This is a genomic window from uncultured Clostridium sp. (assembly GCF_963527835.1).
GTDB lineage: Bacteria > Bacillota > Clostridia > Clostridiales > Clostridiaceae > Clostridium.
In genome coordinates, this window is sequence record NZ_CAURTC010000025.1 from 39,553 (window position 1) to 54,555 (window position 15,003).

14 protein-coding genes, 1 tRNA gene and 2 pseudogenes are annotated in these 15,003 nt (G+C 25.0%); 5 read left to right on the forward strand and 12 right to left on the reverse strand.

Translation table 11 applies throughout. The features are described 5' to 3' along the window. The first annotated feature begins 2 nt into the window (after positions 1–2). Both RYM86_RS12445 and RYM86_RS12450 read left to right on the forward strand, forming a co-directional pair. The gene (locus RYM86_RS12445; RefSeq protein ID WP_315080843.1) at positions 3–1,568 is read left to right on the forward strand and encodes a recombinase family protein; all 1,566 of its coding nucleotides are present in this window, start codon (positions 3–5) and stop codon (positions 1,566–1,568) included. 63 nt (positions 1,569–1,631) lie between these two features. Beyond that, positions 1,632–1,832 (forward strand): annotated as a pseudogene (locus tag RYM86_RS12450) (ferrous iron transporter B); the annotation flags it as partial. A 174-nt stretch (positions 1,833–2,006) separates the two neighbouring features. Here RYM86_RS12450 and RYM86_RS12455 read toward each other — a convergent pair. From RYM86_RS12455 to RYM86_RS12495, 9 genes are all read right to left on the reverse strand, one after another. Continuing rightward, complete coding sequence (locus RYM86_RS12455; RefSeq protein WP_315080844.1) at positions 2,007–2,825, reverse strand: TraX family protein; 819 nt, start codon at positions 2,823–2,825, stop codon at positions 2,007–2,009. 169 nt (positions 2,826–2,994) lie between these two features. Next, entirely contained in the window at positions 2,995–4,398 is a 1,404-nt protein-coding gene (locus RYM86_RS12460) for a HAMP domain-containing sensor histidine kinase (RefSeq protein ID WP_315080845.1), read from the reverse strand. A 1-nt stretch (position 4,399) separates the two neighbouring features. Further along, positions 4,400–5,113, reverse strand: coding sequence for a response regulator transcription factor (locus RYM86_RS12465; RefSeq protein ID WP_315080846.1), 714 nt, complete (start codon positions 5,111–5,113; stop codon positions 4,400–4,402). A 95-nt stretch (positions 5,114–5,208) separates the two neighbouring features. Then, positions 5,209–5,982, reverse strand: a complete 774-nt coding sequence (locus RYM86_RS12470) for an ABC transporter permease (protein WP_315080847.1) — start codon at positions 5,980–5,982, stop codon at positions 5,209–5,211. Positions 5,983–5,987: 5 nt separating this feature from the next. Beyond that, complete coding sequence (locus RYM86_RS12475) at positions 5,988–6,875, reverse strand: ABC transporter ATP-binding protein (protein ID WP_315080848.1); 888 nt, start codon at positions 6,873–6,875, stop codon at positions 5,988–5,990. Positions 6,876–6,890: 15 nt separating this feature from the next. Further along, the gene (locus RYM86_RS12480) at positions 6,891–7,916 is read right to left on the reverse strand and encodes a hypothetical protein (protein WP_315080850.1); all 1,026 of its coding nucleotides are present in this window, start codon (positions 7,914–7,916) and stop codon (positions 6,891–6,893) included. A 295-nt stretch (positions 7,917–8,211) separates the two neighbouring features. Further along, positions 8,212–8,826, reverse strand: coding sequence for a superoxide dismutase (locus tag RYM86_RS12485; RefSeq protein WP_315080851.1), 615 nt, complete (start codon positions 8,824–8,826; stop codon positions 8,212–8,214). Between the two features lie 253 nt (positions 8,827–9,079). Further along, on the reverse strand, positions 9,080–9,631 hold the full coding sequence (locus RYM86_RS12490; RefSeq protein WP_315080852.1) for a hypothetical protein: 552 nt from the start codon (positions 9,629–9,631) through the stop codon (positions 9,080–9,082). Positions 9,632–9,810: 179 nt separating this feature from the next. Then, positions 9,811–9,993, reverse strand: coding sequence for a hypothetical protein (locus RYM86_RS12495; RefSeq protein ID WP_260527945.1), 183 nt, complete (start codon positions 9,991–9,993; stop codon positions 9,811–9,813). 297 nt (positions 9,994–10,290) lie between these two features. Here RYM86_RS12495 and RYM86_RS12500 point away from each other — a divergent pair, with 297 nt between their 5' ends. Beyond that, positions 10,291–10,653, forward strand: a complete 363-nt coding sequence (locus RYM86_RS12500) for a YccF domain-containing protein (RefSeq protein ID WP_315080853.1) — start codon at positions 10,291–10,293, stop codon at positions 10,651–10,653. A 50-nt stretch (positions 10,654–10,703) separates the two neighbouring features. On the opposite strand, the gene RYM86_RS12505 is transcribed toward RYM86_RS12500, so the two are convergent. The 3 genes from RYM86_RS12505 to RYM86_RS12515 all read right to left on the reverse strand — a co-directional run bounded on the left by RYM86_RS12505 (position 10,704) and on the right by RYM86_RS12515 (position 13,012). Next, positions 10,704–11,357: a deoxynucleoside kinase gene (locus RYM86_RS12505; RefSeq protein WP_315080854.1), complete on the reverse strand. Its 654-nt coding sequence runs from the start codon at positions 11,355–11,357 to the stop codon at positions 10,704–10,706. Positions 11,358–11,472: 115 nt separating this feature from the next. Beyond that, the gene (locus RYM86_RS12510; protein WP_315080855.1) at positions 11,473–12,234 is read right to left on the reverse strand and encodes a YdcF family protein; all 762 of its coding nucleotides are present in this window, start codon (positions 12,232–12,234) and stop codon (positions 11,473–11,475) included. 265 nt (positions 12,235–12,499) lie between these two features. Next, positions 12,500–13,012 carry an AAA family ATPase gene (locus tag RYM86_RS12515; protein ID WP_315080856.1) on the reverse strand — a complete coding sequence of 171 codons (513 nt, stop codon included), beginning with the start codon at positions 13,010–13,012 and terminating at the stop codon, positions 12,500–12,502. A gap of 306 nt (positions 13,013–13,318) precedes the next feature. On the opposite strand from RYM86_RS12515, the gene RYM86_RS12520 reads away from it, so the two are divergent. Next, a tRNA-Cys gene (locus tag RYM86_RS12520) sits at positions 13,319–13,392 on the forward strand. Between the two features lie 301 nt (positions 13,393–13,693). Further along, positions 13,694–14,785, forward strand: a pseudogene (locus RYM86_RS12525) (ISAs1 family transposase). Positions 14,786–15,003 lie beyond the last annotated feature (218 nt).

A 15,003-nucleotide genomic window follows, 5' to 3' on the forward strand; every position in this document is an offset into this window, starting at 1 on the left:
TTATGAAAATAGCAATATACACTCGTAAAAGTAGATTTACTGGAAAAGGTGAATCTATTGAAAATCAAATACTTAAATGCAAGAAATTTATAGAATTTAAATTTAATATAAATTCAGATAATATTGAACTATTTGTTGATGAAGGATTTTCTGGAAAAAATGAAAATAGACCCGAATATCAAAATATGATATCAAAAATTAAAAATAAAGAGATAGATAGTATAGTAATTTATCAACTTAATAGACTTGGTAGAAATGCTCGTGATATTCATAATACAATGCAATTATGTGAAGATTTAGGAGCAGTTATTTATAGCGCTACTGAAGGATTTGATAGTTCAACTAGTTTTGGTAGAGCTGTTATAGGTATACTTGCATCGTTAGCACAACTTGAACGTGAGCAATTAGCAGAAAGAGTTAAAGATAATATGTATACTCTTGCTAAAATGGGAAGATGGTTAGGTGGTCAAAATCCATTAGGATTTGATGGCACTAGAGAATACTACATTGATGAGAATGGTAAAGAACGTTCTATTACAAAATTAAAAGAAAATAATGATGAGTTAAAAAGTATTAAATCTATATACAAAAAGTATCTTGAAAAAAAATCCTTATCTCAAGTTACCAAATGGTCTTTAGTTAATAATTTAAAAGGTAAAAACAATGGAGATTTTCATTCATCTACTATAAATGCTATTCTTCAAAATCCTGTTTACGTGAAATCTTCAAATGAGGTATTAAATTATCTAATTAAAGAAGGATATGAAGTATGTGGTGAGCCTAATGGGAATGGCATATTGCGTTTTGGAAAAGATGATAATAAAATAGCAGCTATTGCTAAACATAAAGGAATTATAGATACTGATGATTGGATTAAAGTACAAGAAATATTAAAAGAAAATACAGAAAAAGCTCCACGTATGGGAAAAACTAATACAGCACTCCTTACTGGAATATTAAAATGTGAATGTGGTTCTCCTATGAGAGTAGCATATGGTAGATTAAATAAAGATGGTGTGAAACCTTATTATTATGTCTGTACTATGAAAAGTAAATCTGGTGGAACTCGTTGTAAAAGTAAAAATATAAATGGATCTATTATTGAAGAAAAATTAATAAAACATATAAAAAATTATAATAAGAATATCTTAATAGAAGAATTGATAAACTCTTTTAACAAAAGTAAGGAAATAGAAGTTAAATTAACAACTGAAACAATTGATAATGAAATTAATAAATCGAATAAGTCAATTAAACAATTATTAAACAACTTAAAATTATCTATAGATAAAGAAGTAACTGAAATTATTTTAGATGAAATAGCAACTGAGAAAAACAAAATTAAAGGTCTTAAAAATCAAAGAGAAGATATTTTGAAAAATCAATGCGAAGTTTCTATAAATCAAAGTTCTATACTTAATATTATTAATGCTTTAGATGAATTCGATAAAACTTTTGATTCATTAACACATGAACAAAAACAATCAAAATTGAAGACTTTAATAAAAAGCATAACTTACAAAGAAGATGGAAAAGTTCATTTATCTTTTAATCTAAAAAAAAACTAATTAATGCAATAGACAAACTGAATGTAATTGCAAAAAAATATAATATATCGCAATTTAGAACTTCACGGTTGGACTTGGCTTACAGCTGTATGCGTAATGCTTTTTTCTTTAATGCACTGGCCTTGTAGTACCACATGTCTAACAATAAAAAAAGAAACTCAAAGTTTAAAATGGACAGCTATTTCATTTTTAGTTCCAACTATTACTGGAATTACTATATGTTTTGTTTTTACATCAATAATTAGATTACTTGGGTTAGCTTAAATATTTTGTATAATAGCATAGTTTTAACAAAAATATCTCTATGACATTAATTTGCTAAAACATAGTCAAAAAGTGATATATCAAAAAGATTGTTGATACAATTTTTGATATATCACTTTTTATTTTTATATTATATTTTTTAGTTTTACTAAATTGTAATTTTAGTAACTTGTTCTACTTAATTAATAAAATACCTAATACATATAATAGATAAACATGTAAAGGATAGTATACATAGAATAAATATTTCATACCTTTGCCTTTTTGGCCATTATATAATAGCATAAATGGCAATGCTCCTATCATAATCCATTGATAATTAATTAAAAAACTATTGCTTAAACTATAATCTCCATGAGCCCCTGCTAGAAAGATCAATATAGTAAATAATACATAAGATATACTCAAAGCTGCTTTTTTACCTTTACATAGATATAATATTATTCCCAGAATAATCCACCCTATTCCACCTTCTACTAAGAAAGGTGTAGGTAAAAATAACATAATCCCTTGTATTACAGGCATTGGTAAATTAGCTAAAGTAAATAAAACAATAATTCCTATTAATAATGGGATAACAATTAATAACAATCCTAAAAGCATATCTTTAGAATTTTTTTCAGATTTAGATTTCTTTATAAATTCTATTCCTTGTAAAAAAATTGTAATTAAGAACATTGTTTGAAATATATTATTAATTATAGGTAATTCATTTGGATGTGGAATAATCTTTTGTATAACAGTATTTCCTACAGCCATAATTACAGACCACATATACAATCTTCCAATGTATTTTTTTCTATCATGAGTATGATAAAATCCTTCTACAACCATAAATATAAATAATGGTGCTACTATTCTCCCTAACCAATGAAACCATACTGGTATATTCATTGAATAAGGCATAAACTCTGCTATGTGATCAAATGTCATTAATATAAGTGCTAATATTTTGATAGTAAAACCATCAAATCCTTTTTTGATATTTTCCATAATAATTCTCCTAATCTTTTTTATTTACAGTATTTTTTAATTTTTCTTGTAAGTTACTGTTTAAAATGTTAATTAGTCAATTGTTTTTATAATTACTAATGTTAACTTCTTGTGTTAGAAAGAAACAAATCATATCACTTACCGCTCTATAAATAAACCAAGATTCACTTTATAAAACTATTGTGATTTCAGTTCCATGTCCCAGAGCACTACTAATTTTAATGTCTCCACCATGATTATTTATTATTTCTTTTGATATAGCCATTCCGAGTCCTGATCCTTTATGAGCTTCTCCAGTATTTGTTCCTCTATAATATCTGTCAAAAATATGTTTTAAATCTTCTGTACTTATTCCATGTCCATTGTCTTTTATTACTATTGTTATTCTATCTATTTTTTTTAACTCTACCTTTATTGAAACATCTTCATTATTATGAACTACTGCATTAAAGATTAAATTAGTTAATGCTCTTTTTAAAAGTATAGTATCTACTTCCTTTTCAATAACATCTATATTGCTATTAAATTCTATGTCTCTATTTTCATATCTACTGTCATTTAATATATCAATTATTATATTTCTAACTAAAGATACCAAATTAGTATTTTGCTTATTTAAAGTTAAAGCATTGTTCTTTAACCTTGTAGATAAATTAAGTTCATCTACAAGTTCTTTTATATATTTAGATTTACTATATATTATTTCTGTATAGTCTTGAATTTCTTCTTTAGAAAATTCATATTCCTTATCGCTAATAATTTCAGCATATCCTTGAATAGATGCTAATGGAGTTTTAATATCATGAGTAATGTTTGCAAGCCACTCTTCTCTCATTGAATCTAATTCTTTTCTTTCTATCTCATTTCTTCTTAATACATTTGCTAGATCATTTATATTGGCAAAAACATCTTTATAAATTCCTCTTTCTTTAGTGCATAAACCATAATTACCTTTAGCTAATATATCTACATTACTTATTATTTCTCCCATAGGTCTAGTTAATTTTCTACTAAATAAATATCCAAATATTAGAGCTATTATTGCGTCTATAATAAGTGTTAAAACTATTATTATTTTAATTTGATTTATAGCAGTATTCATAGAGTAATTTAGTGTTATTCTATCTGCATATGTAGTTGGCAATGCAAGAATTACATTTACATGATTATCAGTTAAATCTTTTTCTAACAGAAAATTCACATAGGGTCCTATCTTATACTTATAATTGTGAACCATATCAAAAGGTGTATATTTCTTAGGTACATCTTCTGGTTTATTTATATTATATATTTCGTTTCCTTCATCGTTTAAAACTTGTATCCAAGCCCCTAAATTTTCTAATAATATAATTCCATCTTCTTTTATTTCTAAATTGCCATCTTTTTCATACATATACTCTGGAAAATCCCTTGCAAAATCCTCTGGATTTTTTGAATCGTTGTTTTTATAGTTAATATTAACATCTAATAGATACCATCCAAATATAGTTAAGATATTCATTATAACTACCAATATAACAACAGCAACAATAGTAGTTATAAAATTTCCAGTTATTTTCCATTTAGTCTTCATTCTAATCTTCCTTTACAGATAATTTATACCCAAGTCCTCTAACTGTAAGAATATATTTAGGATTAGATGAGTCATCTTCTATTTTTTCTCTTAATTTTCGTATATGAACCATTATTGTATTATCAAATCCAAAGTAATCTTCTCCCCATACCTTATCCCATAGCTTTTCCTTGCTTATTATTTGATTTTGATTATGTGCTAACAAAGATAAAATCTTAAGCTCCTTAGCTGTTAATTCTATTACTTTATCATTTTTCATTAGTTCTGCTCTGCTTTCATTTAGAACATACGGGCCAAATTTAATTATTTTCTCTTCAGTATTATTTTCATTTGAAATTTCATTATTATAACTAACTCTTCTTAAATGTGCTTTTATTCTAAAAGCAACTTCCTTAGGGCTAAATGGTTTAGTTATGTAGTCATCTCCACCAATAGCAAAACCTAAGATTTTATCTAATTCCTCTGTTTTAGCTGATAAGAAAAGTATTGGAACATTAGATGTGCTTCTTATCTCTTTACACATTTCATATCCATCACCATCAGGTAACATTATATCCAGTATAATTAAATCTGGTTTTACTCTTTTAAATTCTGTTAAACCCTCCCTAGAAGTTTGAGCTGTATATATATTACTAAATCCTTCTTTCTTTAATACTGTCTCTAATAATTTTAAAATTTCAATTTCATCATCTACTATTAATATTTTATTATTCACAATATTTCTCTCTCTTTCATTTATTTTTATGCTTCGACAAAATTTTCATATTTTAATTTTACATTAATAGTAGATATTATAAAAGTAATTTATAATTAAAATCTTTTACTATTTGTAAAATTCTTATATGCCATTAAAGGTAATAGAATTATTAATGCTATTGATATTACTACAGCTAAAACCCTATACATAACTGGAATTTGATATCTAACCATTAATTGGCTCATCATAACCCAATTAGGTGTTAATGATATAAAATTAAGTAATGATTTTGATGCAAATCCTTGAATAAAAAATGGAATTCCCATAACTGCTCCACCTAATATAAATGGTATTGCTGCTGACTTAAATGCAGATGATAAGGTTAAGCCTATTTGTGCAAATAGAAATGAGCCTACAGTAATAGATAATATTACTATTATATACATTTGTAATACTGTAATCTCTGATCCACTATTTTCAAAATACCATAGGTTTTTAATAGATGTATCTAAATTCTTAAATCCTTCAAGTGCAAATCCTCTTAATCCAACAAGTAAAGTAAATGAAACATTAATTAATGATAGTGATATTCCAGCTGCTATAGCTTTTGCTATTGTTATATATTTTTTCCCATTTTTAGTTGTATTTATTAGTCCTACCATGTTAGATTCATATTCTTTTGTATAATTTCCTGAGATTGCTATAAACATTACTAATCCTATAAGTGGAATTGATCCTTCTATTTTATAAAATATATCTGCATAAGTTTCTAACATTTCAAAATCTCTAATTAAAATAAATCCAAATCCTAAAAGTAATGCCCAAAGGACTAGAATACTCTTTTTACCTAATATTTTTCTCAATTCTGCTTTTATTAAATTTATCATATTAATTACACCTCTTTTGCATTTTCTAAATCAAAGTAAAACATATATACATCCTCAAATCTTGCAGATGTAGGTTCTACATTTATTTCATTTGGCCTCTTATCTGAAACCACTCTTAATATAGTTGAATTAATATCACTCTGAATACTTACTACCTTGTATTTATCTTGAATTCTATTAATTTCACTTTCATTATTAACACTTATGTTATAAACTTTGTCATTCATATCTGCTAATATCTCTCTATGAGTTCCTTTCATAAGAAGCTTCCCTTTTTTTATCATTATAGTTTCTTTTGCTACTGATTCTATATCTGATATTATGTGAGTTGAAAGTATTATTGTCTTATCTCTAGAAATCTTAGCTATTAAATTTCTAAATCTAGTTCTTTCTTGTGGATCAAGCCCTGCTGTTGGTTCATCTAAAACTATTATCTTAGGATCATTCAATAAAACCTGTGCTATACCAACTCTTCTTTTCATTCCACCTGAAAATTTCCCTATTGCTTTATTTCTAACATCATAAAGACCAACTAATTCTAATAATTCATCAACTTTAGCATTTAAACTTCTACCACTCATTCCTTTTAATGCACCAACATATTGTAAAAATTGTTTTGCTGTAAAGTTCTTATATACTCCAAATTCTTGTGGAAGATATCCAATAACATCTCTATATTTATCATCCATTTTAAATATATCTTCACCGTTATATAATATTTCACCTTTGTCAGGCTTTATAAGTGTAGTTATTTGTTTCATTAAAGTAGTTTTTCCTGCTCCATTAGGCCCTAATAACCCATAAACACCGTTTTCTAATGTAACTGTAATACCGTCATTTGCTCTTTTTCTACCATATATTTTTGTTAAATTTTTTATTTCTAATTTATTCATTATTAATTCCTCCAATTATCTATTTATATATTTTGTTCTACTTATTACAAAGCACAATATAGTTGAGATTATAAAAATCACTACTAATATGACTTTTACTAAAGCTATAACACCAAATTCAGTTCCAAATATATTTATGCTTCCCATATAGCTTCCTATTAGACTGTTAAAGTTAAATATTAAATCATAGTAATTACCATATGAAAATACTGAAAGTACCATTGCTGGCATGAACTTTAGAGTTGATACTACTTTACCTAATACGATAAATACTCCAAACATACTTATTGAACTTATAGATGACACACTTATAAATGAGAAGAACATTGATGCCATAGCCCATCCTTCAAACATTAAAAATGCTATTTTAATATTGTTTAATATGTACGAAATTATCGTTGGATTTCCATTTAGAATTGGTATATTATCAACTATTCTAAATGCTTCTAAATTTCCATTAATAGGTGTTCCCTTCTGAATGTAAGTTATAATAAATATTCCTAATAAATAGATACTATAAACTACTATTGGTATTAAAAGTGATATTACTATTTTAGAATTTAATGATTTATTCTTTTGCTTTGATGAAAGTATAATATCTTTTACTGAAGAGATTATTTCATCAGTGTAAAGATTAGATATAATTATCATTATAATGACAAGCATTGATATATTTATAAGCGGATTAGTTGCTCTGTAGTTAAACACTTGCCAAAATCCTACTTCTTCATATTTTGAACTTTTTAGATTGCTTATTTTTTCTTTTGACATTGAAGAAATTGTTTTAGAAAATTTATCTTCACTATTTTCTTGCTTACTTAGTTCTTCCAAAACTGATACTTTCATATTAAATTTTTCATTTGCTATTTCAGACTTTTCTCTACTATCTTCAATGTATTCTTTTTGATCATCTATATAAGAATTTTTAGTTTCTAGTGCTGGATTAATAAAGGATATAATTAGCAACGTAAAAGTTAAAACTGCTAATGAAATTATCATACCTTTAGATTTAATTAATTTTTTAAATTCCCATCCTATCATTTTTCTCCTCCATATTTCATTTGTTCTTTTTTATGTATATTCCCTTTGGCTATGTCTATATATTAATATTTGAATCTTATATAAAAATATCATTAACCTTAAATGAACCTTAATTAATTTAATAAAGGTTCATTTTCTAAATCGTAATTTTAATTTAATGCAAAAATAAGTGTATAAAAAATGCTCGTTAAATACCTAAATCAGATATTTAACGAGCATTTAAAATTTGCATACAATAATTATAACTATATATAATAAATTATTGTATAAAGCTAGTTATATATATATTAATATATTAAATTGAATAGTTCATATATAATCCTTCTACTTTTGACCAATCAATTATGTTCCAAATATTTTTAACATAATCAGCTCTTAGATTTTTATATTTTAAATAATATGCATGTTCCCAAACATCTATACATAATATAGGAATAAGACCATTACTAATAGGATTATCTTGATTTAGCACATTTGTTACAGATAAATTTCCCTTTTCATCTTTAACTAAAAATCCATATCCAGATCCAAATTGTCCTATTGCAGCATTACTTATTTTGTCTTTCAAATTTTCTAAATTTTCAAAAGTCTTATTTATTTCATCTAATAATTTTCCTTCTGGAGCCTTTTTAGGTGTTGGTGAAAGAATAGAAAAATATAAATTATGGTTAAATACTCCACCACCTTGATTTATAACTCCTTGTCTAATTTCTTCAGGTATAGAATTTACATCAGATAATATTTTTCCTAGTGATTTTCCATTTGCAAATTCTTCATGACCTTTTAAAATATTGTTTAAGTTATTTACATAAGTTTGAAGATGTTTATTATAATGTATATCTACTGTCTCTTTGTCTATATATGGTTCTAAATCATCATAGTTGTATGGTAATTCAATTTTGTTAAACATAATGTATCTCTCCTTAATTTTAATATTTTATTTCTATAAATAGTATCTGTGATTAATATTAATTTTATAATAGTAAAAAATTCAAATATATATTTAATATAATTATATGAGGAATATTTTATATAATTATACCACATTTATACTTTGATTCAAATGTCTTATCATATATCTTAAATACTTTAATCTTTTTTAAAATTAAAAAGATGAAAATTAGAATTAAAATTCTTATTAGAGCATATATGTTATATATAACTTACAATGTAAGTTTATTGATATTATAATTATATTTTTCAAATATGTCTAAACCATCTTTAGCTGCCTCTTTACTCATTTTACTTAAATCAAAAATTAATCCATCTAAATTGTTTATATCACACATAGTGCATAGTTTTAATTTCTCATTCAATTCTTTGAAAGTTTTTTGATTATTACAAAATTCCTCTATAATTTTATTACTAAATCTTATTAAAACGTTTTCTTTTTCGTTAAAACAAGATTGATTCTTTAATTCAATTTTAATTGATACTAATTTCTTAACAATATTATTAATGTTATTAATTACATCTTTGCTCCAGCTTATTTCACTCCAACCTGTTATAATTCCATCTTTACTTATTTCAATGCCACTCAAAATATTGTTTACTGTAAACATGTTTTCTGAAGACACATATTTTTTCTCAATATATTCATGTAACTTCAAGGAATTTTCATACAGTTCTTTAACTTGCAATCTTGCATCAAAAAATTCTTTAGATAGATCTACTTTCTCAAAATTTTGTTTATATTTTTTTACTTTTTCGCCCATATTTTCAACCCCTTAAACCTCTTCTTAATTTCATTATATACCATAATATAATTATTTATATAGTTACATATAAAATTTATTATTTTCAACAAAAAAAAGTAGATATATTTTAAATATATCTACTTTTTTATACATTTTTTATTATATATTTCATAATTAAAAAATATTAACAACTAGTCTTATTTAGTATCTTGTAAAAGCTTCTTTAACTTGTTTTGAACAAGCCATAATTTTTTCTGCTTTCTATTGTAAGATACCATCATATTTTTATTATTTTTATTTTTATCAAGTAATTTTATGTATTCATCATCAGCTATCTTTAATGCATCTTCAATTACTAAAAGTTCATCCCTTGTAAACATACTACTATTTCTCCCTTATTTTAAATTTATATTTTATATCTTATATTTTATATAAATTTTATAGTAAATTCAAATATTATAATATTAATAATGATTATTGGGGTGAAAAACTCAAATTAGATAAAGCAGTATTAAAAATCACTAAAGAAAATTCAATAAGATCCAGTGAACTTATGACATATTATAGGTAAACAAAACCTTAAATTAAGCTTAAATAATGTAATTTAATATACCTTATTAAAAAAGTTTTAGTATAATATACTAGGAACAAATATAAATAGATTTGAGGTATTATTAATGAGTTGTTTAGGTAATATTATTTGGTTCATTTTTGGAGGTTTTGTTAATGCAGTTGGATGGTTTTTAACAGGAATCTTTTGGTGCATAACTATAATAGGTATCCCCATTGGACTTCAATGTTTCAAAATGGCAGGATTACAACTTGCACCTTTTGGAAAAGAAGTTGTGGAAACCGATTCTAGTAGTACAAGCTTTTTATTAAATATATTATGGATTGTATTTGGTGGTTTAGGACTTTGTATTTCTAACCTTTTAAGTGCACTATTATTATGCATTACAATAGTTGGAATACCATTTGCTCTTCAATCTTTTAAATTAGCTAGATTATCCTTAATGCCTTTTGGTAAGGAAATTATATAAGAAATAGACCTGCATAAAGGTAATGTGATTTATGCAGGTCCTATTTTTTATTATTTACTTCTAACTTCTTTTAGTTTATCTTCTATAAGTTTTATTACTTCTTCTTTATCATTTTCATTATTTACATAATCGTATTTATCAATATTTATAATTAAAACTTCTGAGGCATTATAATGTTTATTAACCCAAGCATCATAGCCTTCCCATAATGTTTTATAATATGAAATTAAACCTTCATTAAGTTCATATCCTCTTCCTCGTTTTCTTATCCTATCTAAAATAGTTTCAAATCTTCCACTTAAATAAACCATTAAATCCGGAGCTTTTTTAGGTAGTTCATCTAATTCTCCAAGCATGTTATTAAGTAACTCTTCATATATACTAAACTCTAAATCAGATATTCTGCCCAAATCTCTATTTACTTTAGCAAAATACCAATCCTCATATATACTTCTATCAAGTACATTATTATCATTTACTAAAGCTTTTTTAATACTTTTAAATCTTGTATTTAAAAACCATAATTGAAGTAAAAAAGGGTATCTCTTTTTTTGTATTTCCTCATCATTTGCTGTATAAAAAAGGGGAAGTATTGGATTATCATCTACTGATTCATAAAATACATCCGTTCCAAAATGCTCTCCTATTATTTTTGCTAAACTTGATTTTCCTGCGCCAATCATTGCTCCTACTGTAATCAACATTATTCACCTATGCCCTTTCCTAGATAATATTTTTTCATTAGTAAAAAACTTAATATTAAGTAAATAAATTTGTTTTAATATTTTATTGTGTTTTAAAACAAAAAATAATATTTAATTATCTATCAAATATTATACTCTTAACTACTGCAAAAGCTTCTCTAGTATAGCATACAGGTATAAGATAATAAATGGTTTTATTTGTATATAAATTCACTTCTTTGTAACCATTTCTCTTTGCAAGCATTTTACTTCTAAACCCATGAAAATCAGTTGTAACTATCTTAACACTTAAATTATCAATACTTTTTTTACTATGATCTTCAATTATCTTTTTAGAATATTTAAAGTTTTCATATGTATTTTTTGACTGATTTTCCATCAATATTTTATCTTCAGAAATACCTTCTTCTATTAAATACTTTTTCATAGCTTCTGCTTCAGAAATTCTTTCATCATTTCCTTTTCCACCAGAAACAACAATATAACTGTTATTATTAAATTCATTTATACATTGTAACGCACTATCTAGTCTTGATTTTAAAATATAACTAAGTTGACTACCATTATTTAAACCTGCACCTAGTACTACAATATAATCAGTATTTTCTTTATTGTTTTTTGGACATGATATTATTACTATCTCTACAGCAAGAAATAACACAAGCCATATACATATAAAAAATTTCATTATCTTATTAAATTTTATGAAATGCCTATTAAAAACAAATTTTTGTTTTATAAAATGATATAAAACAAGTATGATACCTAAAATAAAAATAGGTAAACTAAACGCAATCTTTGAACTACTTAAAATATTAACTATACACACATATATAATTAATATGCAGCCTAATAAAATATCATAAATATTCTTCATATAATACTACCTCCATCAATTTACAAATAATAGTATTATTATATCATTTTAATATATATTAACAGTTACAAATATATTAAACTTATGTTCATGAATGTTTGTGACTTAACTAATTGTATAAGTTTTTAATTTTATAAATATGTGTTGTGTATTAAAAATTAAACTCTTCCATACAAGAAATATTTAAATTGAAGCATTAAAAACTAGTGTTAATTTAAGTTATAACAGAGTTAGTGTAGGTGATGATGTAATATGCTATAAATGTTTATCTGATATTTAAAATTTTACTTATTATTTCATATATTATGACTTTTGTTTCTTTATTTGTAGTATCTAATTTTAAAGTATCCATTTTATCATACAAAGCCAAACGTTCTAAACTCCTATTTAATGAATTTCTATCCCTTTTTCCAGATAAAATATCCCTACCAACTCTTTTTAAAAGCTCTTCTTTTCCGCAAGTTAATGTTATTTTGTAGAGTTTAAAACTCTTAAAATTTATATTATCTAATATTAAATCCATAATTTCATCACTTTCAATAAGCCAATTAAATATTACATACTCAATTGATGAGCTTTCTAAAAAATTATTTAATATATGAGTAATATTATTTATAACAATTACTTTATTTTCATCATTAGGAATAAAAGGATTAATCATGGCACACCAGTCTCCATCAAGCCACGCTGAATTAGGCAAAGCTTTATGAAGATTTTCACATATAGTGCTCTTCCCTACTCCCATTGTTCCATTAACAATTATAAGTTTTTTAATCATTTATTACCTCATTAATACATGTTCTAGTGAATTTAATTTTATACTCTAATTAACATAAATTCAACTTTATAACTTTGATATAAATAAAACTTCTATTCAAACTTCAATTTATAACAAATATTCTTACATCATTTATTTTTAATTATGAATTCTGTTCTTTTTATATAACTTTTATCATACATTATATTGAGAAAGCAGTCAGGATACCATTACTAACTAAATAATTAAAAAAATATGCATTTTAAAGCACATAAATAATAAATCTTGCATATATATTATTAGATAGATAAAAAAATTAAAATCTATGGCACTATAGCCAAGCGGTAAGGCAGAGGTCTGCAAAACCTTTAACCCCAGTTCAAATCTGGGTGGTGCCTCCACTAAAGAAAGCTAGTAAACTTGGGAACTCTGCCCTTGCTTACTAGCTTTTTAATTTTAATTTTTCACTGATGTGATACATAGTAATAAAATTATCACTTTGCTCTGCTTTAATTCCTATATTGCTAACAGCATCTGGGTCAATTATAGTATGTGCTGCTCAAGTATCCAGCAGGATAACCTTATAAAAAATAATATTTTACAATAATTCAAAATTAAGTTTTTGAACGTGATGTATTATATAAAGTAAAAAGGAGTTTTTACTTTATGGCTAGAAAATCAAAAAAACTGCAAGAATTACAAATGTTGTTCGATGAAGATGATTTAGACTTTTCATTAATTAATGACACGAGAATAATACAAGAATTACAGGATAAAGTAGAAAAAATTCCTGATTGTAGGAATGAATCTTATATTAAGCATAAATTAAGCGACATAGTAATGCTAACTAACGAATGGTCCGAAATTGAAGCTTTTGGTGTGAAAAAAGAAAAATGGTTAAGACAATATTTAACTTTAGAAAATGGAATACCTTCAGATGATACCATTAGAATAGCGATATCAAATATTGATAGAAGATATTTTTATCAGGCAGTAGTTGAACTTTTTATGGATATAATAAATAAAATAAGCCGTCTAGCAAAAGCTGATAATGATACTTCATATTCAGATGTTATCTCCATAGATGGCAAAACAAGTTGTGGTTCTAAAAGAAATACAACTGATGTGTTATGGGCAAAAGCACTTCATACTCTAAATGCTTATTCAAATGATTATGGGATGTGTGTAGGTCAGGTTTTTATTGATGAAAAAACTAATGAAATTCCAGCAACAAAAGATTTACTTAAAATCATAGATATAAAAGATACTATTGTTACTTAGGATGCTTTAAACACTCAGAAATCAACTGTTGAAGCAGTTATTAAAAATAAAGGTGATTATGTTGGTGCTTTAAAAGGAAATCACGGTAATCTTTTCAATGATGTAAAAGATTATTTTGAAGATGAGGAATTAAAAATCTTAAAGCAAAATAATGAATGTTACTCAGTTACACAAGAAAAGCAACATAGTGCAATTGTAACTAGAGAATACTTTTTAACATCTAATATAAAATGGCTATCTTGTAAAAAAGAGTGGAAAGGCCTCAAATCTATTGGTTTTGAAAAGAAAACTATACGCAAAAGTAATGGAACCGTTGTAAATGAAAATAGATATTTTATTTGTAGTATAGATGATATAAAAACTTTTTCGAGAGCAGTGCGTCAGCACTGGGGCGTTGAGAATTGCTTACATTGGCATTTAGATTTTACTTTTAAGGATGATAAAAATACAACTATGAATAAAAATGGTGCTAAGAATTTGCAAATAATAAAAAAAAAGTATTATCTATTTTAAGAATAGTTCAAACGTTTTATAAAGTAAGTTTAAAGATGATAAGATACAGACTTTCGTTAGATTTTGATAATGAAATAAAAACAATTTTTAAATTATTGAATTATCATGTTATAAATATTCATCTTTTATATTAAATTATCATACCTATAGCGATGCTTGTCTTTTATAATCGAGTAGGAGCTAAATAATTATTTTATTTAGCGTCCTCTCACACCACC